At 50.4% G+C, this 24,891-nt stretch carries 19 protein-coding genes and 1 pseudogene; 8 read left to right on the top strand and 12 right to left on the bottom strand.

Translation table 11 applies throughout. The features are described from left to right. Positions 1 to 122: 122 nt before the first annotated feature. Together DFO52_RS00620 and DFO52_RS00615 are read left to right on the top strand one after the other, a co-directional pair. Positions 123 to 1,292 (top strand): autotransporter strand-loop-strand O-heptosyltransferase, encoded by a 1,170-nt coding sequence (locus DFO52_RS00620; protein ID WP_133548770.1) that lies wholly within the window; start codon positions 123 to 125, stop codon positions 1,290 to 1,292. 11 nt (positions 1,293 to 1,303) lie between these two features. After that, positions 1,304 to 5,335: an autotransporter outer membrane beta-barrel domain-containing protein gene (locus tag DFO52_RS00615; protein WP_133548768.1), complete on the top strand. Its 4,032-nt coding sequence runs from the start codon at positions 1,304 to 1,306 to the stop codon at positions 5,333 to 5,335. Positions 5,336 to 5,984: 649 nt separating this feature from the next. Here the strand turns inward: DFO52_RS00615 and DFO52_RS00610 are convergent. Together DFO52_RS00610 and DFO52_RS00605 are read right to left on the bottom strand one after the other, a co-directional pair. Further along, positions 5,985 to 6,152: pseudogene (locus tag DFO52_RS00610) on the bottom strand (M3 family metallopeptidase); the annotation flags it as partial. 36 nt (positions 6,153 to 6,188) lie between these two features. Continuing rightward, positions 6,189 to 6,644, bottom strand: coding sequence for a MarR family winged helix-turn-helix transcriptional regulator (locus tag DFO52_RS00605; protein WP_243737929.1), 456 nt, complete (start codon positions 6,642 to 6,644; stop codon positions 6,189 to 6,191). A 67-nt stretch (positions 6,645 to 6,711) separates the two neighbouring features. On the opposite strand from DFO52_RS00605, the gene DFO52_RS00600 reads away from it, so the two are divergent. After that, complete coding sequence (locus DFO52_RS00600) at positions 6,712 to 7,002, top strand: DUF1330 domain-containing protein (protein ID WP_047647886.1); 291 nt, start codon at positions 6,712 to 6,714, stop codon at positions 7,000 to 7,002. A gap of 125 nt (positions 7,003 to 7,127) precedes the next feature. Further along, positions 7,128 to 7,562, top strand: coding sequence for a universal stress protein UspF (gene uspF, locus DFO52_RS00595; protein WP_029739413.1), 435 nt, complete (start codon positions 7,128 to 7,130; stop codon positions 7,560 to 7,562). A 101-nt stretch (positions 7,563 to 7,663) separates the two neighbouring features. Here uspF and DFO52_RS00590 read toward each other — a convergent pair whose 3' ends face one another. Further along, on the bottom strand, positions 7,664 to 10,246 hold the full coding sequence (locus DFO52_RS00590; protein WP_133548766.1) for an EAL domain-containing protein: 2,583 nt from the start codon (positions 10,244 to 10,246) through the stop codon (positions 7,664 to 7,666). Between the two features lie 378 nt (positions 10,247 to 10,624). Between DFO52_RS00590 and DFO52_RS00585 the strand changes: the two genes are divergently transcribed. Continuing rightward, entirely contained in the window at positions 10,625 to 11,260 is a 636-nt protein-coding gene (locus DFO52_RS00585) for a LuxR C-terminal-related transcriptional regulator (RefSeq protein ID WP_029739411.1), read from the top strand. A 5-nt stretch (positions 11,261 to 11,265) separates the two neighbouring features. Here the strand turns inward: DFO52_RS00585 and DFO52_RS00580 are convergent, their stop codons facing one another. The 7 genes from DFO52_RS00580 to dcp form a co-directional block, all read right to left on the bottom strand. Next, a complete protein-coding gene (locus DFO52_RS00580; protein WP_029739410.1) occupies positions 11,266 to 11,949 on the bottom strand; it encodes a hypothetical protein in 684 nt (227 codons plus the stop codon). A 5-nt stretch (positions 11,950 to 11,954) separates the two neighbouring features. Next, the gene (locus DFO52_RS00575; protein WP_029739409.1) at positions 11,955 to 13,568 is read right to left on the bottom strand and encodes a hypothetical protein; all 1,614 of its coding nucleotides are present in this window, start codon (positions 13,566 to 13,568) and stop codon (positions 11,955 to 11,957) included. Next, on the bottom strand, positions 13,558 to 16,095 hold the full coding sequence (locus DFO52_RS00570) for a TcfC E-set like domain-containing protein (RefSeq protein ID WP_133548764.1): 2,538 nt from the start codon (positions 16,093 to 16,095) through the stop codon (positions 13,558 to 13,560). The genes DFO52_RS00575 and DFO52_RS00570 overlap by 11 nt, the downstream gene beginning before the upstream one ends. A gap of 8 nt (positions 16,096 to 16,103) precedes the next feature. Next, a complete protein-coding gene (locus tag DFO52_RS00565; protein WP_133548762.1) occupies positions 16,104 to 16,781 on the bottom strand; it encodes a hypothetical protein in 678 nt (225 codons plus the stop codon). Positions 16,782 to 16,846: 65 nt separating this feature from the next. Beyond that, positions 16,847 to 17,425, bottom strand: a complete 579-nt coding sequence (locus DFO52_RS00560; RefSeq protein WP_029739406.1) for a common pilus major fimbrillin subunit EcpA — start codon at positions 17,423 to 17,425, stop codon at positions 16,847 to 16,849. 74 nt (positions 17,426 to 17,499) lie between these two features. Beyond that, on the bottom strand, positions 17,500 to 18,114 hold the full coding sequence (locus DFO52_RS00555) for a LuxR C-terminal-related transcriptional regulator (RefSeq protein ID WP_047647891.1): 615 nt from the start codon (positions 18,112 to 18,114) through the stop codon (positions 17,500 to 17,502). A 552-nt stretch (positions 18,115 to 18,666) separates the two neighbouring features. Then, positions 18,667 to 20,700 (bottom strand): peptidyl-dipeptidase Dcp, encoded by a 2,034-nt coding sequence (gene dcp / locus DFO52_RS00550; RefSeq protein ID WP_133548760.1) that lies wholly within the window; start codon positions 20,698 to 20,700, stop codon positions 18,667 to 18,669. Between the two features lie 142 nt (positions 20,701 to 20,842). Between dcp and ydfG the strand changes: the two genes are divergently transcribed. Then, complete coding sequence (gene ydfG / locus DFO52_RS00545) at positions 20,843 to 21,589, top strand: bifunctional NADP-dependent 3-hydroxy acid dehydrogenase/3-hydroxypropionate dehydrogenase YdfG (RefSeq protein ID WP_023311558.1); 747 nt, start codon at positions 20,843 to 20,845, stop codon at positions 21,587 to 21,589. A gap of 91 nt (positions 21,590 to 21,680) precedes the next feature. Continuing rightward, complete coding sequence (locus DFO52_RS00540; protein WP_023311557.1) at positions 21,681 to 22,367, top strand: GntR family transcriptional regulator; 687 nt, start codon at positions 21,681 to 21,683, stop codon at positions 22,365 to 22,367. A 33-nt stretch (positions 22,368 to 22,400) separates the two neighbouring features. Here DFO52_RS00540 and DFO52_RS00535 read toward each other — a convergent pair whose 3' ends face one another. Next, positions 22,401 to 22,832, bottom strand: coding sequence for a universal stress protein (locus DFO52_RS00535; protein ID WP_133548758.1), 432 nt, complete (start codon positions 22,830 to 22,832; stop codon positions 22,401 to 22,403). 286 nt (positions 22,833 to 23,118) lie between these two features. Here DFO52_RS00535 and ydfZ point away from each other — a divergent pair, with 286 nt between their 5' ends. Continuing rightward, complete coding sequence (gene ydfZ / locus DFO52_RS00530; RefSeq protein WP_014883679.1) at positions 23,119 to 23,322, top strand: putative selenium delivery protein YdfZ; 204 nt, start codon at positions 23,119 to 23,121, stop codon at positions 23,320 to 23,322. Between the two features lie 43 nt (positions 23,323 to 23,365). Here ydfZ and DFO52_RS00525 read toward each other — a convergent pair whose 3' ends face one another. Continuing rightward, the gene (locus DFO52_RS00525) at positions 23,366 to 24,829 is read right to left on the bottom strand and encodes a mannitol dehydrogenase family protein (RefSeq protein ID WP_133548756.1); all 1,464 of its coding nucleotides are present in this window, start codon (positions 24,827 to 24,829) and stop codon (positions 23,366 to 23,368) included. Positions 24,830 to 24,891 lie beyond the last annotated feature (62 nt).

The raw sequence follows: 24,891 nt of genomic DNA, 5'->3' as shown, positions 1-24,891 counted from the left end.
ATTTTCCAAAAGCATAAACACAGCAATTCGCAACCTATCATGGAACAGCATTACTTAAATAACAGTAGTGCACTCGACCTATTTATTACAGATTAAAAATTACCACCGAGGACAAATTATATATGTCAGCTAACTTCCCAAACCCTCCAGAGCTTCCGTCATGCTCAGGGCCGGACGGAATTCTTTATGATTTTAACTATGGCGCGCGCGTTTTGCTTCCGGAAGGAAAATGGCACGTCATCTTAATGGATGACGACAGCGGTAATATTCTTTTCAGCTGTGATTCAGAAGGCGGGTGGGTCACCAGTAATAAAAAATATTACGTCCGCTTCCGCATTCAGGTATTCCACCAGGGATCGGCGAGCCCGGTCCTGGATGAAACGCTGGATATGAAGGACAAGCCCGTCGTCATCTTTTTCCCAACGGGTACGCTGGGCGACATGCTTGGGTGGTTCCATTATGCAGAGCGGTTTCGCCAGCTGCACCGCTGTCAGCTTGAGTGCGTTATGGGGCAGGAAATCATTGAACTACTCAGCGCACAGTATCCCGAAATCACGTTCTCCACCAAGGACAATCTTCAGACGGTAAATCCCTACGCGTCCTGGTATGTAGGCCTCTTCTTTAAGGGTGATACCACACATCAACCCATAGATTTCAGGAAGGTCGGCTTCCACCGCAATGCCGGCTATATCCTCGGGGTCGATCCGCGGGAGTGCCCTCCCCGACTGAAGCTGGATGCGGAACGAAAAATTGCCGAACCGTATGTCTGCATCGCCGCGCAGTCAACCAACCAGGCGAAGTACTGGAACAACGGCCATGGCTGGGCCGAGGTAGTTGCTCACCTCAAATCTCTGGGATATCGGGTGCTGTGCATTGACCGCCATGCACATTACGGCCAGGGCTTCATCTGGAACCACATTCCTCAGGGCGCCGAAGACTTCACGGGGAACATTCCGCTTCAGGAGCGTGTGGACCTGTTAAAGCATGCAAGCTTCTTTATCGGACTGGGTAGCGGGCTGTCATGGCTTGCCTGGGCTTCCGGTATCCCGGTGGTGTTAATCAGCGGATTCAGTCTCCCCAACAGCGAATTTTACACTCCCTGGCGGGTGTTCAGCAGCCATGACTGTAACGGCTGCTGGGATGACACGTCCGTTGATTTTGACCACGTAGATTTTTTGTGGTGTCCGCATCACAAGAACACCCCCCGACAGTACGAGTGCACGAGTCTGATAACCGGTAAACAGGTCATCGGAATGGTGGACTGCCTGCATTCAGGATTAGTTGATAAGTAAGGGAAATAAAAATGAACAAGATATATACCACGGTCTGGTGCAAATCGCGCCAGCAGTGGGTGGTAACCTCTGAACTGGCGACCGGGTCCGGTCGTCCGAAGCTGACGCCGAAGAAAAGTGCCCAGGCGCTGCTGCTGGGTGCCATACTACTGCCCTCAGGGCCGGTCATGGCTGCGGATTATGTGGATGTGACGATAGACGGGGGCTCACAAACACTGTATCCAGGAGATACAGCTACCTCCACGACCATCAATAATGGTCAGCAGTATGTCTCTGGCAGCACAGCCACGCATACGACCATCAATGGTGGTGAGCAGTATGTCTCTAGTGGTAGCACAGTCACGCATACGACCATCAATGGTGGCCGTCAGTTTCTCTATTATGGCGCCTCGGCGGCACTTACTACCATCAGTACAGGAACTCAGATGGTCAGTAGTGGTGGCGTGGTCACCTCCACTACCATCAATGGTGGCTATCAGGATGTAAGACGTAGTGGCTCAGCCACCTTTACTACCATCAACAGTAAAGGGCTTCAATTCGCCTCCACTGGCGGATCGGTGACCTCCACCACTATCAACGGTGGTCGCCAGCACATCAGCGGCGGCATTGCTACCACTACAACTATTAACAGTGGTGGTACTCAGCGTGTCTACACTAGCGGTATAGCAGCCTCTACTACCATCAATAGCGGTGGTTTGCAGTACGTCTCAAGTGGAGGCTCGGCCTCTGACACCACAATACACATTGACGGAGAACAGCACGTATTCAATGGTGGTTTGGCCACTTCAACAACCATCAGAGGCGGTACTCAACACGTCTCCAGCGGCGGTTCAGTCACCTTAACTACCATCAGCGCAGGAGGTGGTTATCAGGAGGTCAACCTTGGAGGTTCAGCCATCCACACTACACTTCGCGGCGGCTCGCAGTTCGTACGCAGTGGTGGTTCTGCCACCTCTACTACTATCGCCATAGGTGGCTATCAGGAAGTTGGCGGCTCTGTCACATCCACGACCATTCACAGTGGCCAACAGCGCGTAGACATTGGCGGCTCAGCCACTTCTACAATCATAAACAGTGGTGGTCTGCAGACAATAAGTGGCTCGACCACCTCCACTATCATAAACAGTGGTGGCATGCAGAAAGTCTACAGTAGTGGTATGGCTACAGAATCTACTATCGACAATGGTAAACAGTACGTCTACAACGGCGGTTTGGCCACTGATACCACTATCCACAGCTATGGGGAGCAGTACGTTTCCAATGGCGGATTGGCAACCGGAACTACCATCGGCAACTTTGGCAGACAGTCCATCTCCAGTGGTGGTTCGGCCACTGACACCACTATTAACATCGGTGGCGAACAGATCATTTTCGACGGTGGCTCGGCTACCTCAATAATCATCAACAGCGGTGGTTCCCAAGTAGTCTCCAGTGGCGGTTCGGCCACCTCCACGACTATCTACAGCCGGGGAGAACAGGTCATATTCAATGGTGGCTCGGCTACATCTACCACCATCAATGACTTTGGTTATCAGCATGTTTACAGTGGTGGCACGGCAACCTCGACAATTGTCAATGAAGGTGGTTATCAGCACATTTCCAGTGGCGGTGCGGCCATTTCTACGACCATCATCAGCGGCAGTCAGGTTGTCTCCGGTGGCGGTTCGGCCACCGCCACGACCTTTTACGCTGGCGGTCTTGGCGGTCAGACCGTTGATGGTGGCTCTGTAACCTCCACAACCCTCAATGACGCCGCTCAGATTGTCATAAATGGTGGTACAGCAACGGATACCATCTTAAACGATAGCACTCAGATTATCTCCAAGGGAGGAACGGCAACATCTACAACCATCAACGGTGGTGTTCAGTACGTTGAGAACTCTGGCTCTGCCATCTCAACCATCATTAGCAGTGGCAGTCAACGTGTCTCCAGAGGAGGGACTGTCATCTCGACAACCGTCAATAGCGGTGGTTCTCAGCAAATATCCTATTCAGGCTCGGCCACCTCTACTGACATTTATAGCGGTGGTGAACAGCTCATTTTCAATGGAGGCTCAGCTACTTCTACTACCATCTTCAATGGCGGCAAACAACATATATCCAGTGGCGGTTCGGCAACCTCAACTACAATCAATAACGGGGGAAATCAATATGTTTCCGGTGGCGGCACAACCACAGACACCACTATAAGAGGTGGCCAGTCCTGGCTGATGACCGGGGCGTTGGCCGACGGTGAAACCAGAGTGAACGTCGGTGGCGAACTGCTGATGAATGCCGGCTCTCTCGCAACGGACGTAAACATCCAGGGAGGCACCCTCTCTGTTAACGACCTTGAAGCCCCATCGGGCCCGGAAACGGCTCAGGTCGGTAAGCTCACCATGGATGGCGGTAACGTCAACTTCCTGCGCAACAGCGATGGTGAATTTGCGAAGCTAACGATTACAGAGCTGAACGGCACCGGAAACTTCCTCCTGAACACCTCTCTCGCCGATCGTAAAGCCAACTTCGTTACTATCGAACAGGGCACTGGTCATTTTGGTATTGCCGTGGCTGACTCAGGTAAAGAGATATCAGATCACACTGATTTGACGCTGAACCTCATCCATGAGAAAGGCGGTGACATTGATTTTGAAATGGTCACTGCTTCAGGGCGAAGCACCAGAGTGGTTGACGGCGGTACGTACATGTACACCCTTTACAGCCAGCAGAACAAGGACGGTCTTAACGGCGGTAATGTCTGGTACCTCGGCGCGATGGACGGTGGTGAAAACCCTGGCGGCGGCGAAAACCCGGGCGGTGGCGAAAACCCAGGCGGCGGTGAGAACCCAGGCGGTGGTGAAAACCCTGGCGGCGGTGAGAACCCAGGCGGTGGTGAAAACCCTGGCGGCGGCGAGAACCCTGGCGGTGGTGAGAACCCAGGCGGCGGTGAGAACCCAGGCGGTGGTGAAAACCCTGGCGGCGGTGAGAACCCAGGCGGTGGTGAAAACCCTGGCGGCGGCGAGAACCCTGGCGGTGGTGAGAACCCTGGCGGTGGTGAGAACCCTGGCGGCGGTGAAAATCCTGGCGGTGGTGAGAACCCTGGCGGCGGTGATAACGGCAATGCAGGCGGGAACGGCGGCAAGAAGCCGATGACCACCCCTGCAACCGATGCCATTCTGGCCATGTCCAATGCAGGTCTGAACGTCATCCACTCTGAGCTGGATGGCCTGCGCACATATCGCGCGAGTCTGGATAAAACCGGACCAGAAAGCAACGTATGGGGACACTACCTCGGCAGTAAAAGTGACATTGATACAAGCAATGGCACGGCCTATAAGTTGAGCCAGAACGGACTTGAGATCGGCGCTGACACCAGGACAGACTTTGCGGGCGGCAGCCTCGTCGCCGGCGCATTCATGTCCTTTAGCGATAACAAAGTGAAACATGCCCGAGGCGGTACAAGCAAAATCGACAGCTACGGTCTCGGTCTGTATGCAACCTGGTACGACGCAAGTGGGTTCTACGCTGACGGTGTAGTCAAAGGTAACCGTCTTAACAACAAACTGAGAGCAGTTATGACTAATGGAGGTAGAACCGGCGGTGACTGGACTCAATATGCACTCAGCACAGCTATTGAAGGTGGTTATCAGTTTGATCTCAAAGATGACGTAAGCATCACGCCTTATGCGCGCCTGGCGTTTGTTCAGATGACAAGTGAGGATGTGAAACTCAGCAACGGCATGAAAGGTAATACGGGTTCCCCGCGTTCTGTCACGGGTGAAGCCGGTGCGAAGATTGCCGGGAAGTTCAATATTGGCTCAACTGAGTTCAAACCTTATCTGTCAGCTGCGGTGCTGCAGGAGTTTGCTAACTCCAACGAGGTCACGATCAATGAGCGCAATCGCTTTGATAACAACGTTAAAGGCACATCAGGCAAATACGGTCTGGGCGCGTCGGTTAACGTTGGTAAAGACGTAACCCTGTACGGTGAGGCTAATTACCGTCAGGGCAGCCAAATCGAAACACCAATTCAGGGTGTGGCAGGTATCCGTATCGGATTCTGATGTTACCGGAGGGGCCTAAGGGCCCCTTTTCTCTTTGTTCTGAGATGTTCAGGTTATGTTTATGCCTCACATGATTTTAACGAAAGATGTTTTTTTGAATAAAGCGTTGTCTGTCATCCTTCAGCAGACGCCCCTCAACAGAAAGGTTTGCATCGTTGACATTGAATCATTCCGAAGCCTGGGAGCCATTTTTAATCTTCTGAAAAGGAAGAAACTGACGGAAAAACACCAGGTGATCTTCATCGGTGGAAAGGACGTCAGCTCAAGGGTCCTGGAACCACTTGTGACGATCTACAGGAAATCATGCTTTGTGGAGTTTCGAAAACAACTCACTAGCGGGCGGATGCATTCTCCGGAGTATGTGTTGAACCACATATCGCGGTGCAGGAGCCTCAGTATGCTGTCAGCCCAGGAAAAAAAGACCCTTTTCGCCCTGCTTGATACTGATGATACTTACGCTGCAGCGAGAAAAATTTACTTGTCACCCAAAACTATCTATACCTACACCAATAATATCGGGCACAAACTTAACCTCAATTCGATCCTTCAAGTCAGGCAATTTATTCATTCTGAATTCGAATAGTCATTGCGGGATAAAAAACAAAAAACCGGGCGCGGAGCTCGGTTCTGTTATTTGCTTACGGTGACTTTACGCAATCAACTTGCGATTCTCCAGCATCGGTTCAATCTTCAGTTCGTGCCCGCGCCAGTTGCGATACGGTTCAGCTAAATCCGTGCTGTTATCACGGGACAAAATCGCCTCGCGGAATTTTTGCCCGTTTTCACGAGATAAGCCGCCCTGTTCGACAAACCACTGTATAGGCAAATAGCTGCTGCGGTAACATGGCGCAGTTCATAAAGAGGTGCTGGTTTTAGCCAGCTGTCTCATCATCTCCGTCGTCAGGCTAAGCTCTTCGCTGCCCAACAGATGGGACAATTTCTCCTTAGCTGACTGCCATACCGGGATGACCTCTTCAAGCAGACGCCAGCCTTCACCTGTCAGCGTGAGTCGTTTTCCTGCACGTCCACGGCCTCCAGCCGAATCGATAATGCCGCGCGATTCCAGACTGCGGATATTTCGACTCAGCGTGGTCGCATCCACCCCGGCTCTGGCGGCGAGTTCCGCAACGGTTTCATTTGGGGAACCCCCGATGCCAACCAAAAGGCTGAACTGCTCGGCGGTCAGCTCAAACGGTCTGAAGCAGGCATTGTAATAGCGCGTAATAGCCCTTGCGGCAGCGCGCGCCTGAAACCCCGGGCAGACTTCCGGGATCGCCTTCAACAGCGCAACATCAATGTTGTTCATCATTTCATCTCGACAATCAATGCTAAAGTTAATACTGTATATGCATTATTTATCATGTTAAGGAACGACTATGCCAGCCTTTGTTCATATCAACTTACGCGTTATTGATCCAGCCAGACAGGCCAGCCTTGCCCCCCGCTTCACGTCTGCATTAGAAGAGGCAGGAGGTAAAATCGTTCATTTTGGTGCTGTCGCACAGCTCCTGGAAGGGGAAGTGGAGCCGTTACCCTATGCGGGCATTTTTGAATTCCCTACCCTGGAGCAGGCCCTTGCCTTCTATCATTCGGAAAAATATGCACCGATTAAGGCTGAACGCCAGCTCGCCCAGGAGGCGAGAATGTTCATTGTCTCGACGGAATGACAGCCAGGTTCGACTGTACGCATATCACATAACCGAAATTTGTCCCCGTTATGACAGCTTGCTCTCTGTTTTCCTGAAATTAACGGTCTACCCTGAGTTGTGTGAAAAACACTCAGGAGGGACAAATGTATAACTCAATTTTGGTTCCAATTGACATTTCTGAGGATAGCCTGACGCACATGGTTATCCCCTTCGTTCAGGCACATACAGCACTTAACACAGCTAAAGTTCACTTTCTTACTGTCATTCCATCGCTACCGTATTATTCATCATTAGGCCTGGCCTATTCGGTAGAAATGCCGAAGCTGAAAGAGTTCCAGCACGCGGCCTTAGCGAAGCTGGATGAAATCGTTAAGCAATTCAAAATCCCTCCCGACAAGATACAGACTCATGCCTTGACGGGATCTCCAAAAGATCAAATCCTTAAGCTCGCTGACACGATCGATGCCGACCTGATTATCATCGCTTCCCACAAACCTGACATATCGACATATCTGTTGGGTTCGAACGCTGCGGCAGTGGTTCGGCATGCGAAATGCCCTGTCCTGGTCGTGAGATAGAAAATGGCGTTTACGCCCGTGGATACGAACGGATAGCGGATAACAAAAACCGGGCGCGATGCCCGGTTTTTCATTTACGCAGCCCTGAGTGAAAGCGCGATTTAGAGATTTACTCTGTTGGCGTTTAAATTTAAGTCCGTAATGGCGGCCGGTTTTCCAAGCAAGTAGCCCTGGACTTCATCACATTTATTTTTTTTCAGAAAAGACAGCTGTTCCGCGGTCTCCACCCCTTCTGCGGTTACCGCCATGGAATAGGCTTTCCCCAGGTCGATAATTTTCTCCACGACTGACTGGTTCTGCGGCGAGTCACCGAGGGTAAAAATAAAGCTCTTGTCGAGCTTAAGCCCGTCAAACTGAAACTTCCGCAGATAGCTCAGTGAGGCGTAGCCGGTACCGAAATCGTCAATCAGAATGCGGACGCCCATTTTTTTGAGAGACTTCATGGTCTGCAAGGTTTTTTCAGGATCGGAAAGCGTAACGTTTTCAGTGACTTCAATTTCCAGCCGGTTAGGTTCAAGCCCCGTTTCGCGAAGGATCTCTTTTATCCTTTCGGCAAGATCGCTTGCCTGGAATTCGATAGCAGAAATATTGACGGAGACCGATAATCCCGGCAATTTATCTTTTGTCTCCGCACAGGCTTTGCGTATGACCCAGTTGCTCAGGCTAATAATCAGCCCGGTTTCTTCTGCCAGCGGAATAAACTGATCGGGCATTATGGTCCCCCGAGCCGGGTGCTGCCAGCGTACCAGCGCTTCGACGGCATCAATAGTAGAATACCGGAGGTTATAACGCGGCTGGTAAACCAGGTAGAGCTGTTCTTCGCGAATTGCGGTCTTGAGTTCTAATTCCAGTTTCCTGCGTTCGGTCAACTTTTCCGACATATCCGGGCGATAATAGACCCATCGGTTTCTGCCGGATTGTTTCGCCTGATACAGCGCAATATCCGCATAGCGTAGAAGATCGTTTGCGCTGCTGCTATCCCGGGGAGCCAGCGCAATGCCCATGCTTACGCCTATCGCCACATCATTGCCCTCAATGGCGAAAGGACGGTTAAGTTCTTGCACGATGCGACGACACACCTCCTCAATCTGGTCTTGCTGGCTGGTGTTGCCGAGGAGAAGCATAAATTCATCCCCTCCCTGCCGTGCGACAAAGTCACCTCGACGAACGCAATTTTTAAGACGTGAAGCGACCTCACCAAGCAGTGCATCGCCGGTGGAGTGCCCGAAAATATCATTGACGGGTTTAAACTTGTCTAAATCAAGGCAAATCATGGCAAAGGGATAATGGTTAAGGTCTTCTTTCGCTAACTTGCCAGCCAGAAATTCCTTAATATGATACCGGTTCGGCAGACCGGTTAATTCATCATGGCGTGACAGGAACTCCACGCGTTTTGTTGCTTCAACTTCCTGAGAGACGTCGGTTGCCGCGCCTCGCAACACCACCGTTCCATCAGGCTGAGCAGAAAATTTTGCCAGAAGCGTGCAATATGACGTGGTTTGTTGCGCGTGAGTATATGGGCAGTTTTTAAATTCAAAGCGTTCGGTTAAGTCCCGCTGCCTGGCGCAGTCATGTGATAATTCGCTTGTCGACGGAAAGAGTTCATCCAACCTGCGGCCTATCCATTTGCTATTTTCATATCCCGTTATTGTAGAAAAACGCCCCGATAGCCACGTTATCCTTAACGATAAATCTGTTTCCCAGAACCAGTCGCTGGTTGTTTCACTGACGTCCCGAAAACGTTTTTCACTCGTAATAAGATTCAACCGCGCCTGCTCGAGGAGAAACGTATTTTCATCAAGCATTCTCGCCTTTTGCATAATATGGCGCATTAATATCACCGTCATCGATACCGTCAGAACGACGGAGAGAATGAGTAATGGCAAAAAATAAATTATTAACGCCTGCCCGGGATTTTCACCGTCCCAGATAATTTTCACATCCCCATTCTGGGTGCTTAAGGTAAATTCTGTCTGATTATTTATTTGAGAAGTGACTGTAGCGGGAGAAGTACGAACGTTCTGGATACCGGCATCCTGCCCAATCGTGAGGAGTTTTCTAGCCGTTAACTTGTCTATAAACACCATTGTCGAAGGTTTTCCGGGTAGGGTTTGTACGCTCGAATCATCACCCGTTGTTATCCATTGCGCAGAAACAATGGCCGGAACGGAATCGATAAGCGTCAGCACAGAAACCGGCGATCCACTTTTGATGCTCGTTTCACGCAGTAAACGGTCTTTTGTTGATTTATCTAACCAGCGCTCCAGATCCTGAAGCTTCAGTTTCCCGTCAACCACGCTGTATCGCGTGCTCCCTTCCGGGGAGAGAACAAACACCCCTTCGTAGCCAAAGTTGTCATACAGGGACTTACCCAGGTTCTGCTTATCCCATGCCCAGTGAACGTCAGTGTTCAGATGAAGATGTTTATAGGCATCTCCCCACTCGGCATTGTCTTTCAAATGACTTCGCATGCTTTCCTGGCGAGTATCCAGGGCTTTCCTTAACAGAAATTCATCGTGCGTGTCGCTGATTTCATTCACATTATCTTTTATTATTAGCAGGGAAATTATTGCCGCAATAAAAATACTTATCAACAACGTTACAATATAGGTAAAGGTTTTATTTATCAGGCCTTTAGAAGGCTCGGTATCGGTGAAGCCCGGATTGTTCAGAGGTAGGGTCATCTTTCGCCTTCTTAACTGCTACTACGTCGATTTTTATGCCATCAACATTTATCGGCAAAAAATAATAAAATTTTATAGCTAAAAAACTGAACGCCAGCTCATCAGGAAGCGAGAATGCTTTTCGTCACGATGGAATAGAAGGCTCATAGACTCAGCCAGTAATATCTTGCTTACTTTTAATTGTCAGACGTGCTTTATATTTTTCCGCCAGCTAAGTTTGTCAACTAAATAATAATTACATTTTTTAACTTCAAATAAATTAATCATTTATATATGATAAGTAAATAATCTTTTGAGTTTGTAACGTTTACGATATGTTTAATTTATTTGTTATATCTTCTTTCGCCAATCATTGGAATTCTTAAAGGATAAATGATAATGCTAAGTAAAGTCAGCACAGTTAACTGTATGGGATGTAGTTTTAACTGCTCACTTGATCCGGAAAATAAAATGGAAGAATTTTTATGCGAAGAGAGACAACTTGCAGTCTGGCCTGATTTGAACTATTACTTTAAACGTGCCATTCATGATCTCGTTTTTAAGGAATTAACGTGTTATTTATCTCAAGGTATAATCGTGGTTGATTTCTCAGTGGATAATATCTTGTTTTTTATTAATGAAAAATGGACGAAGAAACTTCATGACTCTGGACTGAAGATAGTCTTATTATCCGAAAAAAATATGCTCCCCATGGCTAATTTCTGGATGGCACATTCAGGATTTACATGGTCTGTTGTAGAAGTCGAAAACAGCTTACCTAATGTAATCGATAAAATTAAACGCATCATGCAGGGACGGCAGCTTCACTGCCGGCGCACTCCATCACTCACCGAACATGAAATGGTTACGCTGCGTCTGCTCGCCCAGGGCAAATCCAGTCAGGATATTGCATGTATAATGTCCTGTGATACCCGCAGCGTTTACCGCTTCCAGACTTCTCTCTGTAAAAAGTTTGGAGGGCTGAATCGGCTACGGGATTTGCGTCTAATGCATGCTATCTATGCTATTGACTGAGTATACTAAGGTTGTTGACTGGAGAAACAACCATTACCTAAATGATGGTATTTACCTAATGCGACAATAAATTTCTTATTTCCATTTTTTGCCTCAGTACCCTTCCAGGTTTCGCCTGGCAGCATATAAAACTGGGTTGAACTTTCATCATCACCATTGCACCCTTTCTGCAGGATGACTCTAAAAAATGTGTTGCCCGTATTTTTTATTATGCCGCTTTGCTCATCTATCTCATAGCTCAGATGAGTTTTGCGGGGGCGGACAATGAGAATAGTACTCATCGAAACGACAGGGATAAAATCCATTCTCTTTTGCTCAGCACGCCACGGGAAAAGCGTAACCGGCGTTTCTCTAAAGATCACCCGATAGTATCTCTCGACGTCATCTTTAGGTCCACGGTAATAGAGCTTAAAATATTCGCGTCCGTTTGGCTGCACGGTGAATTTTAAAGGGGACCAGACCAAATCTTTGGCTATGTCATTCACAGGCGGCTCCAGACCGTTACCAGGGCGAGGGATTTTATAAGCCGATAGCGTATATAAATTCGTTTTAGTGGTGTCATTAATGACGGGACGTGCAATAAACTCTTTACTGGCATCCATATCATAAATAATTGAGTTGAAATACACGGCATAAGCAGGCAGCGTACAAAACCCGCTTAAGACGATTAAAAGGATATATTTCATCATAGTATCTAGCGGTCTACACCGATCCATTTGGCTGTCACTTTTAACTCACCGCTTGCGCTAACGGTTCCAATCCAGTCGCGACCGTCTAACGTGAGTTTTGAACGTGAATCATCCATTGGAAACAGGAGTCGCAATGTCGTGGAGAAAAAATAGCCATCGTCGTTGTTAGCATTCCACGAAGTCTGAGTCCACGCGGCGTTTGTCATATCGACGGCATTTTCATTACAGCTGTTACGAGCACGCTCAACGCCTCCGGATGAGGAAGTCCATTCAAGATAGGCCGGGACAGGAACTTTTAAGTCATTATCTGTTGAGGTAAACAGGCAGTAAGGCACGCCGCTTAAGGTAGTGGAATCACCAATTACTTGTGCAGTAATGCTGTCGGCCTGCCTTGCTGCAGACGTCATGACTTTATACTCAAAGGAGATCGGCTCTTCGCTGCCAATCATTCCCGATGCTTTTGGATCTGAGTTTCCGTCACTGGACATAATGCTGATGCCATATTCACGAGGAACGATGTTAACCAGCGTCGATGGTGTAAATTGATAATAACCCGATTGCGGAGTCACTGAATTATCAAAATAAAACGTGAAAAGCGAATCCTTGTTAGTCAGGTCGGTACCAGCGGTCAGGACCTTTTTAAAAAAGGCGTTAGACAGAAAGACGTACACGTATTCCCCAGAGGTGGTGAACGTTTTTGTGTAGGTACTGGCCGTGCCGAAGTTGGTCCAGCTTGCACCATCACCACTGTATTTTACATCCGATGTTCCGGGCGAAAATCCCAACAACGCCGTATCAATGACCATGCGAAAATCAAGCGAGGTGGTCAGGGTTTTCGTCTGCTGAAGGTTGTAAGAAACCATCTTACATATAACCCCGGTTACGTTTGATACCACGCCAATCTGGCACAAATCTGAACCCATATTAATACTCGGGGTTCCATCGCTTGCTACCCACACTTCTGCCATGGACCCTGTGCTGTTCAATGTCAAATGAGCGACCTTTTCGAGGCTCATCGTGTAATAGCGCCACGTACCTCCGCTTGCGAGGTCTTTACAGCGTGTACCAGAGGCAAAATCGTAATCCGTATTGGAATTCAAATAACAGAGATTAAGTTGGAATGTATCCGTTGCTCCAACGGGCTGATTTCGGAAATACTCATAGGCTGCCGGACTTAGCGTCCCGGCACCATAGCTGCCGTTTTCTACGCTGTTACCGGACATGACATGATAAAAGCCATCTTTATCAATGACGTCAGGAGAGATATATCCTGAGGCTGGGCAATTCGCCCCCGTACTCATACAGCGAAGCCCTAAAAAAGGTTGATTAATCGGGGAGTTGTCGATCCACAAATCATAATAACGGCTAAGATAACTCCAGCCTGAATTGCCCATATATCCTAAACTACGCTGATTAGTCTTGTATCTCGTCCAGACGTTGGCGCCGCTGAAACGCGGGGATAATGAGCCTGTCGTGATGAAATATTCATGATCGACGGTATTATTAATAAACATATAAGTGTTACTGCCGCTGCCGCTACTGCTTGCCGTCAGGGCCTGTGCAGGCGATGCGAGCAGCCAGCACATCAGCAGCATGACGCGACGAGTTTTAATAAACATGCTTACCCTCTCCAGTCAGTGATGCTGTCTGTTGCTGGATCTCGCAAGGGATCTCCCCCACCCACACGGCGCCTTTAGCTTCTTTCAGATCAAGATCCACTTCGCAAATTCCACCGAATTTATCCATGAGTGTGATCACCGGATACCGTTTATCGACATCCATGGCGAACTCGCCGAGTTCATCCGTTCTCGTTTTACCAATGTGATTGTGAATATCGGCGTTAGCGTAGTAACCGCCACGTTTATCCTTCACCCGACCAAAGACGGTAACGAGCTGTTTTATTTCCGGATTGAGCACGCTAACGTTACCCGGGTAGAGCACGACATTGCTGCGACGGCCGCTCACAATATCAACACTGTCTTCCGAATTTTTATCATTCATCAGCTCAACCTTATATTCCGCGTAAGGCGGTAGGCTGATGAAATTGCTTTTTCCGGTTAGCGGATAATTTTGGCCATTGATTTTAGCCATCACCCTTCCCTGTTCACTGAAACCGGTATTAACAACCAGACCCGCAGTCTGGTTGCCTTTTCCGGCATAGAGTTTATTTTGCGTCCAGGCCACGCTGCCCTGCGAGCTAAGACTGTAATTGGAACTGCGCTGTGCCGAACGACTGACTGAAACGGTGCCAGCGTTATATTTCGTGTCATAGCTGACGAAACCATTAGTGGCATAGTCATCGGAACGATAGCTGCTGGCGCTATCGTTTTTTTGTTTTAACTGCTTTGATACAGAGGCACCGACCTGAGTAATGGCATTATTTTCAAAGCGCTTTCGAAGCGTTGCGTTAGCCAGCATATTACCGTTCTGGCTCGAAACACCCGTGCTGAACCAGGTTGCAAAGGGAACAGAAACGTCAATGTTAATGTACTTATCGCGCAGGTTTTCACCGTTGTCGTACTGATAATTTTGAATACCGGCGCGCAGGGACACCGTCGCATATCTGTTTGCTAACAGTGACTGGTCGTAATCGACATTGGTATATGTGTTACGGGTATATTTGTTGTTGGTCCGGCTAACGGTTAGCGTGCCGAGAAATGGGGCGATTTTACGCAGGTTCGCGGTTGCCCCTACGGTAACGTAGTCATTGTTCTGAAGCGGTAGCGCGTTTCCGATAGCGCTATACTGACGCGATCCCCACACATTGCCATACCCTTCCGGTAAACTCAGACTGAACGTGGAAATACTTTGCCACGTGCTATCGGTGCCAATAAGGGCCTGCTGGTTAAAGCTAAATGCGTTATTGAAAATAACATTGGCTTCCGTCTCATTGACGCCATTTTGGTCAAAACCGTACAGCGTGGTTTTAAGGTTCACGCCTGACAGCCAGGGTTGGTTAGTCGCGGCGGCAATACCGGCAATCCATGTATTCTGCTGACCGTAATTGCGGTTTTTGTGATTACGGTAATCCATCTTATTATATTCGAGGCTGCCCCCAAACATTTGCCATGAAAGATCGCCGGTATTGCTGGATTTTCGCGAAAACGTTTTATTGATATTCGCCGTACGGCTGCTCACTATGCGTCCGTTAACAATGACCTTGATATCGACGTTGTAGATGCCAAACGGCAGGCGCGACGTGTCCAGCTCGTAGCTTCCCATCGAGAAATTTTGAATGCTGAGCAATTTACCGTCACGGTAAACGTGAACCTCACCTGCGGCGGGCAGAAACACCGTGACAGGCACCAGGGACAGCGTGTTGTCCTCAATTTGTGTGCTGCTTTTATTGCCATAGCTCATGCCATAAATACGGCTTGAATTCAGGGCGCTCATGCTGGCAATGGATTGCAGGTTCCATGTGTCGACCATCCCCATTGCCAGGCGGCGTCCCTGATAATCACGTTCATACATGGAGCGATACAGTTCTGCCTGTTGGTTTGCGGTACCAATGCCATAGAGAGAACCGTTTATATTCAGGTGATGCTCCCGCAGGGACCAGGTATTATCGAGCGTGAGGTAGCTACTGGCGCTATCGGTATTCTCGTACTTATTGTAATAGCTTCCGATAGAGTAATTCAGCACGCTGGACAGATCCTGTGCGGAGGAATCACCGAGGATATTAGTACGTGGCAAAACGGCAGCCTGCAGAGCCGATCGGTTAACCCTTAGCTCAAGATAGAATGAGCGAGTGTCAAGCGAGAGAGAGGCATCTTTATTGATCATAACGCGCTGCCCATCGCCTATGCTTTTGTCCTGCAAACCCGCGAGCAGCGTTTTTATTTGTGGTGACAGTTCCGTTCGCTTCGGCAGATCGCTTAACGCTATCTGGTTTAAGCGGAACTCATCATCCTTAATGGTAAGGATTGCATCGGCTATCTTTTGCTGGCTACGTTGCATACTATCGTCACCTTCATAACGAATGAACACAGGGACAGTCATGCCCTGATATAACGCATTAGCAAACACTGAAGGGATAACATAGTGGCTCACTCTGACTGGCGTCGATGTATTGGCTGACCACCCTTGGTTAATTGTTAATAATAACCCAGCGAATAACGTTCCTTTGACATAACCGATATTATCCATAATGTTACTCAGTTTACATTTATATATTGCTCACCGTGCCATATACCAATTCGTGTCTTTTTACTGGTGAGATCGGTGTACTTAATTTTGACGCTCATACCGGGCATGACATAATAGCGCTCACGACAGCCTTGCCCTATGTCTTTGGCTTTATCCCGACAGGGTCCATAGGAAATAACGCGGAAAGACGCATTCCCGGTATTTGTAACGGTGTCACCACTACGATGGTAATCAAATTTTTCTTCACGTGGTGCAACCACCAGAATGGTACCAATAATAGCAGAGGTGGTAGCCTCTCCCTGTTTCTTCTTTTTACTGGCATCAAACTCCGTCACCGGCTCATCAGTCCATGACAGCCGATAATATCGTTCTTTATTATCCTGAGGTCCCTTATAGAAAAAGCGAAAATTTTCTTTCGCACTTCCGGGAAGGATAAGACTCGCTGGCGTTGACAATAACTCCGTTCGGGTCTCCATCGGAATAATAACGCCCCCCGCCATTGGAGAAGACAGACGTTCTACATTGACGCTGACGTAACGTGCAGTATTGGTGGTGTTAATAATTTCCTTAGCAAGACTGGATGCTTCAGGGCCCATTATTGAGGTTACCTCTCCGACATGAATCGCCAGAGATGGCGACGTAACGCTCAGTAAAAAGAGAGAGAGTAATAGTGGTTTCAGCTTCATGGTTCATCCTTAGAAGGAGGCCTAAGCCTCCTTGTCATTCCTGCCAGGTATTGGCCAGACGTAAATTAAACGGTCCAGACAGCGGTAAACTGAACGCGAACATCACCGCTCCAGTAACCATCAGTTAAAGCACTGAACTCGGCAGCGGTACTACCATCAGAGGTGGCGGAATCAATCGAGAAGTCGAAAAGACCCTGAGTGCTCACGCGGTCGCTACCGGCATAGGCGGTGCTAACCGCCAGCGCATCAAGACCGGCTGAGATGTTATTAGCGGTATCGATCATCGTTACTGGCGTTGTTTTGCTCAGAGCCGTGCCGTTCCAGTTCACACCAACGTCCAGCGTTGACGCATCTGTTGTTCTGCTCAGCGTATTGCTGACAATTTGTGAGGTCAGGGTAAAGTCAGTCGCCCCAGACTGGCCTTCGATGGTGATATCAAAAGCGCCTTTTTGGTTGTTAAAGGCTTTGATCCCTTCGGCGTACTGGAACGTCAGTGACTTCAGCGGGGTAACGACCAGAACGCTGGATGTATCTTTGGTTGCGCTGGCATCCCAACTCGCAGTGGCAGAAGCAGTGATATCAGCCATCGCGCTGGTAGATACAAGAGCGGCCGCCGCAATACCAGCTAATACGATTTTTTTCATTTTTAATTTCCTGTAAATAATTAAATTAGTTCCATTTATGGATTTATTACTTAAATGACGAATGATTGTTTCTATCAAGATAAAATAATATTTAACTTACCTCTGCCCCCCATCTTATTTTGCAAGCTGAGTTTTGTTGCGTAGACTTTCTTTTCCGGAAAAGACAATTCATCAGCAATTTGCCTTACTGTTTTTTCCTCAACCAATAGTTCAAAAACCCGGACCTCATTATCGCTTAGTGTTGGCAGGTAAACCCGTCCGTCCCTTTTCCCTAAAAAATGCAGATGTATTTTCTTTTCAATCTCTTTTCCAGTATCACTGGCGTAAATAACTGACACGATATGCTTGCTGCGCTTTTTCCAGTACAGCGCCAGTGGTTGCGTGAGCCTGTCAGCGATCAATACCAGGCGCAAACCCGTTTTGGCCAAATACTCAATCCATTTGTTATTGGTAAACAATCGTATGTTGTAACGAGAAAAATCAACAAAAATAAGGCCGTTATGCAGAAGCTTGTAACGCGCATTCATTAGCAATAGCTGCGTTCCACATTTCAAGTACATGTTCTTGTCGGGCCATAAGCAATATTTGGATTCTGTGCAACCCATCATTTTTATTGTCGCTTGCGGATATAGTTCACATTGAAAATGACAACTCATGCACTGTACTTTCTCATATTTTTTCAATGCCATATATTGTTTGATTTCCCTATATTGTTTTTACCTCATTGCTTAACGATATGGTCATATTATGGCTAGCCCGAAGATGTGACAACGTTTAATTTCAAAATGTGTATCCGAGTGAATTCGTGTAAATTCCTAATAAAAATAACGTTCCTGTAGAGATGTAAATTATTCTTTTAACTAAGAATAGTCTCAAGGCGTAAAGAACAGAGCGGATAAATTTATTAGGAATAATCCATAGGCTATTAGGAATATTCATCAATTAATCATGTGGGTTGATTAAAAAATAACAGCACGTTTTGTCAAAAACCAAGCGTCACACCCTTTACCTTGTTAACTAAATGTTTTAATTATGTTTGCACGCTGTTTTTTTCAGCGTTTTTATGGGAGTTTTTATACGTTCAGTTTGAATAGTTTGTAATGGTGCGGGTTAAGTGAAAGAAGGCGTTTTAGCGCGTATTGATCCAAATCATTTCTTCTCTTTTAAGACAATCACGGGGAAGATAAGGTAGAAAAAGAACCGGGCGCAAAGCCCGGTTCTTTTGTCTGTCGTGACTGACTCTATTCGCTCAACCCGCGATTCTCCAGCATCGGTTCAATCTTCGGATCGTGCCCGCGCCAGCTGCGATAAAGTTCAGCCAGATCCGTGCTGTTACCGCGGGACAAAATTGCCTCGCGGAATTTTTGCCCGTTTTCACGGGTCAGGCCGCCCTGTTCGACAAACCACTGATAGCCATCGTCCGCCAGCATTTGCGTCCACAGGTAAGCGTAATATCCCGCCGCGTAGCCGCCGCCAAAAATATGGGCAAAATAGCTGCTCCGGTAGCGCGGCGGTACAGCGGGCAGATCCAGCCCCTCTTTTATCAGCGCTGCCGCTTCAAATTCCTCTACGCTCGAAACGGCCTCACCGATGCCGTGCCAGTTCATGTCCAGCAGCGCGGCAGCCAGCAGTTCCGTCATGTCATATCCCTTGTTGAAATGGGTCGCGTTGAGCATGCTTTCCCGCAGCGCGTCCGGCATCGGTTCACCGGTTTCGTAATGGCGGGCGTAGTGGGTAAACACCTGTGGGTGGCTGGCCCAGTGCTCGTTAATTTGTGACGGGAATTCAACGAAATCACGCGGCGTATTGGTGCCGGAAAGCGTAGCGAAACGCTGGCTGGCAAACAGGCCGTGCAGCGTATGGCCAAACTCGTGGAACAGGGTGATCACGTCATCCCAGGAGAGAAGCGCGACGCCGCCGTTAGCCGGTTTTTGGTAGTTACAGACGTTGTAGATCACCGGGCGGGCAGCAAACTCGAAGGATTGCTCGACAAAATTCCCCATCCAGGCCCCGCCCTGCTTGGAATCGCGGGCAAAGAAGTCGCCGTAAAACAGCGCCATGCCCTCACCGGTGTGGTCGAAAATTTCCCAGACCCGGACGTCCGGGTGATACACCGGAATATCGAAGCGCTCCACAAAGCGGATGCCAAACAGCTGGCTTGCGGCCCAGAATACGCCATCGTGCAATACGGTATTGAGCGCAAAATAGGGTTTGATTTGCGATTCATCGAGGGCATATTTCGCCTGACGCACGCGCTCGGCGTAATAAGCCCAGTCCCAGGCCTGCACGGTGAAACCGCCCTGCTCGTCATCAATGACGTTCTGTATATCGGCTTGCTCGCGCTCTGCCCGGGCGCGGGCGGCGGGCACAATGCCGCGCATAAAGGCCAGCGCGGCGTCCGGGGTTTTCGCCATCTGGTCGGCGATACTCCAGCTGGCGTAATCCTCAAAGCCCAGCAGGCGGGCCTGCCGCGCACGTAGCGCCGTAAGGCGGAGGATCAGCTCGCGAGTGTCGTTTTGATCCACTTTCTGGGTGCGCGTCCAGCCTGCATTGAAAAGGTTTTCGCGGGTCTGACGATTGCGCAGCGCGGAAAGCGCGGGCTGCTGGGTCGTGTTCAGAAGCGGGATCAGCCAGCGATCGTTTAGCCCTCGCTCTGCGGCAGCCTGCGCCGCGTCGGCAATCTCGCTGGCGCTGAGCCCGTCAAGCTGATGCGCGTAATCCACTACCAGGCCGCCCGTCTTGTCGGCAGCCAGCAGACGCTGGTTGAACTGGCTGGTCAGGGTGGCCGCCTCGGTATTCAGCGCCTTCAGCTCAGCTTTTTCCGTTTCATTGAGGCGCGCGCCGGCCAGAATAAACCGCTGATACGTCTCCTCGACCAGCCGGCGGGATTCGGCGTCCAGCGCGGCACGGTCCTGCCAGACGCTCTCCACGCGGGCGAAAAGCGTGTCATTCAGCCAGATATCGTTCGCCAGCGCGGCAAGCTCGGTGGAGAACTGCTCCTCAAGCTCCTGCAGGTACGCATTGGTGTGTGCCGAGGTCATGGCGAAGAACACGCTGCTGACGCGCGCGAGCATGGCGCCGCTTTTCTCCAGCGCCAGCACGGTGTTGGTGAAGTCCGGCGCAGCGGTTTGAGACACAATGGCGTCAACGTCCGCCCGCTTCTGGCGAAGCGCTGCATCGAAGGCCGGGCGATAGTGGCCGTCGTTGATTTCATCAAAATGGGGGGCCTGATAGGGCAGCAGGCTGATTTCAAAAAAGGGATTTGCGGCCGTCATCTTTCACTCCTGAGTACGGGTATCCTCCCAGAGTAGGCCAGGCCGCCATCCCCTGCAACGCCGTCATACAAATGTTGCCTTAACGCACCCTCTGCGGCCGTGCTATGTTAGTACAACACAAAAAGCGTTGAGGAACAGTGAGATGATTATTTTAGTTACCGGGGCAACGGCAGGTTTTGGTGAAAGCATCACGCGTCGCTTCGTCGCCAACGGGCACAAGGTTATTGCCACGGGCCGTCGTCAGGAGCGCCTGCAGGAGCTGAAAGACGAATTAGGCGACAGCATCCTGACCGCGCAGCTGGACGTGCGTAACCGCGCGGCCATTGAAGAGATGATTGCCAACCTGCCTGCCGAGTGGCGCGCCATCGACGTGCTGGTCAACAATGCCGGTCTGGCGCTGGGCATGGAGCCCGCACACAAAGCCAGCGTGGAAGACTGGGAAAACATGATCGACACCAATAACAAAGGGCTGGTCTATATGACCCGCGCGGTGCTGCCTGGCATGGTCGAGCGCAACCGCGGCCACATTATCAATATTGGCTCCACCGCCGGGAGCTGGCCTTACGCGGGCGGCAACGTCTATGGTGCGACGAAGGCGTTTGTGCGCCAGTTCAGCCTTAACCTGCGTACCGATCTGCACGGCACCGCCATTCGCGTCACCGATATCGAGCCGGGTCTGGTGGGCGGCACCGAGTTTTCCAACGTGCGTTTCAAAGGCGATGACGCGAAAGCGGGCAAAACCTACGAAAATGCTAACGCGCTGACGCCGGAAGATGTGACCGAAACGGTCTGGTGGGTGGCGACGCTGCCAAAACACGTCAACATCAATACTGTAGAAATGATGCCAGTCAGCCAGAGTTTTGCCGGACTTAGCGTCCATCGTGGCTAAATCTGCCCTTCCCGGCCTGCGGGCCGGGTCTGTTTCGGGTTAGAAAAGAATGGTAGTATGTTCAGGCTAACTCTCTGAGAAATGACAACTCATGGCCGCTGAATCGCAACTCAATCCCACCCAGCCCGTTAACCAGCAAATCTATCGCATTTTGCGACGTGATATTGTCCATTGCCTGATCCCACCGGGAACGCCGCTTTCTGAAAAAGAGGTGTCCGTGCGTTTTGACGTTTCCCGTCAGCCGGTACGTGAAGCGTTTATTAAGCTTGCTGAAAACGGACTGATTCAGATCCGCCCGCAGCGCGGCAGCTACGTGAACAAAATTTCACTCTCTCAGGTACGCAACGGCTGTTTCGTTCGCCAGGCCATTGAATGTGCGGTGGCGCGCCGTGCCGCAACGCTTATCAACGACAACCAGTGTTACCAGCTTGAGCAGAACCTTCATCAGCAGCGTATTGCGATTGACCGTAAGCAGCTCAATGATTTCTTCCAGCTTGATGACGAGTTTCACCAGAAGCTGGCGCAGATCGCGGATTGTCAGCTGGCCTGGGACACCATCGAGAACATCAAGGCCACCATTGACCGCGTGCGCTACATGAGCCTCGATCACGTCTCCCCGCCGGAAATGCTGCTCCGACAGCATCATGATATTTTCAGCGCGCTGGAAAAACGCGACCCGGACGGTGTGGAAAAAGCGATGACGCTGCATCTGCAGGAGATCAGCGAATCCGTGCAGCTTATTCGTCAGGAAAATAGCGAGTGGTTTAGCGAAGAGTAATATTCGCCGCCCCTTTCAGGTGCGGCGACCTGATTAACGAACGACTAACACCGGGATCGTGGCGTAGCGCAGAATAGATTCCGCATTTGAACCCAGCAGATGAGTGGTGATGCTCGGGTTTTTCGACCCGATCACAATCGCATCATATTCCCCCTCCTTGCTCAGCTTGATAATTTCATCCCGGACGTTGCCAAAACGCACCATGCTGTGAATATTCTCAGGGGCAATATCGAACAGTCTTTTTAACTCGTTCATTTTCTTCCCGGACTCTGCGGTCATATACTCTTCAAACTTTTTAATATCGGCGTTGAACCCGCGCAGCAGAGACCGACTGCTGGCAGGCAGAATGTTGACCAGGGTAATCGACGCGCCCTCTGTCTTCGCCAGGTTTGCCGCGTGGCGAACCGCTTTGTCGCTCAAATCCATTTCAAACACGTCTACAGGCATCAAAATGCTCTTATACATAAGCCTGACTCCTTATTCCGATGAAGGGTTATTTCCTGCTCCCAGAATGACATCGGGAATATAAACCAACCCTAAACGCTTCCCTGTCGAAACTATCAGTTAATGAAAATAACGGTCTGCTTTGTAAATTACCGTCCTGAACCGTCAGCGCCCGACGAAATAAAGAAAAAAGTGTGAGTTTGATCAAAAACAAAAACATGAAGCGCGGACAGGCGTATTTATATGCCCCGTGAACGGCAAACCTGAAATAGGGCCATAACGAACAGGTTAGAGAGGAGAATATACCATGATGACATACGACCGTAACCGCAATGCAATCACCACCGGCAGCCGCGTCATGATTAGCGGCACGGGCAAAACTGGCGTGATAAAAGCGATCCACAGCGACGGGCTGGATGCCGCGCAGGTGCGCCGCAGCAAAACGGTTGAAGTGGAAGGATGCGAAGGTAAGTTCGAGCCGATTGAGCTGATTCGCCTGGGGATGCACTAAGCTGTGCGCAGACATGCCGCCGCGCACGGCGGCATGTGCTGAATTACCGTTGGGACGCGTACTGCGCCACGGTCGCTTTCGCCCCCTTTTGCAGCAACGACCGGTACGCGGTCATCACCGCAGCAACGAAGCGCGGCTCCTGCGGTAACTCTTTACCAAATATGGCTTCAATGCCGAGCAGCGCGTTAACCCGACTTTCCCCTTCCGCACTTCCCTTTACCGCCGCCTGAATCACCGCCAGCTGTGGATCGCTCACGTCGATGGCGTTACCCTGCTCGTCCACGCCGCCGACATAACGCATCCAGCCTGCCACGCCCAGCGCCAGCAGTGGGAAAGGTTTCTGGTGCACCAGGTGCCAGCGCACGGAGTCCAGCATACGCTGCGGGAGCTTCTGGCTGCCGTCCATCGCGATTTGCCAAGTCCGATGGCGCAGGGCCGGGTTGCTGTAGCGGGCAATCAGGAGATCGGCATAGCGGCCTAAATCAACGCCCTTCACTTTCAGCGTCGGGGCCTGCTCGTTAAGCATCAGCGTATGCGCGGCGAGGCGGTAGTTCTCATCTTCCATACAGTCGTTGATATGCGGGTATCCGGCCAGATAGCCCAGGTAAGCCAGGAAAGAGTGGCTGCCGTTGAGCATGCGCAGCTTCATCTCTTCAAACGGGATCACGTCTGACACCAGCTCGGCACCGGCTTTTTCCCACTCGGGACGTCCTGCAACAAAGTTGTCTTCGATTACCCACTGGCGGAACGGTTCACAGGCTACTGCCGCCGGGTCACGCACGCCCGTCAGCTGTTCGATTTTATCCAGCGTATCGGGCGTAACCGCGGGCACGATGCGATCCACCATGGTTGACGGGAAGGTGACGTTAGCCTCGATCCAGTCCGCCAGCTCGCCGTCTACCGCCCGGGCGTAAGCGCAGGTCACATTGCGCATCACGTGGCCGTTCTCCGGCATGTTGTCGCAGGACATCACGCTAAACGCGGGCAGACCCGCCGCTTTGCGTCGCGCCAGCGCTTCCACCACCACGCCCGGCGCGGATTTCGGCTGGTGCGGGTTTTGCAGGTCGGCGACGATAAATGGGTGATCGAGCATCAGTTGCCCCGTCGCCGGTGAGTGGCAGTACCCTTTCTCGGTGATGGTCAGCGAGACAATCGCCACCTGCGGTTCACACATCGCTGCCAGCACGCTTTCCAGCCCGTCGACCTGTGCATGCAGCGCTTTTTTGACCACGCCAACCACGCGGGATGTCCATGCGTCGGCAGACATCTCCGCCACGGTGTAGAGGTTATCCTGCGCGTTCAGATCGGCAATCTGCTGCTCGCCGCCAATCAGGTTAACCTCACAGTAGCCCCAGTCGCTGCCGTGCTCAGCCGCGAGAATGTCGGCGTACACCGCCTGATGCGCGCGGTGAAATGCGCCGAAGCCTAAATGTACAGTGCGTGCTTTAAGGCTTTCGCGATCGTAATGAGGCAGCGTCGCGTTGGCCTGTAATAAGGTGTTTTCCATGATTAAGACTCGTTAATTAGAAAGCCGTGGACCGCTGCCGCTCCTTCTGAAGCGGCAGCGCC

The organism is Enterobacter sp. AG326 (assembly GCF_004362415.1).
Taxonomy (GTDB): Bacteria; Pseudomonadota; Gammaproteobacteria; order Enterobacterales; family Enterobacteriaceae; genus Enterobacter; species Enterobacter asburiae.
Note: the sequence above shows the minus strand (reverse complement) of the source record. Positions and strands in the feature narration are given on the sequence as shown.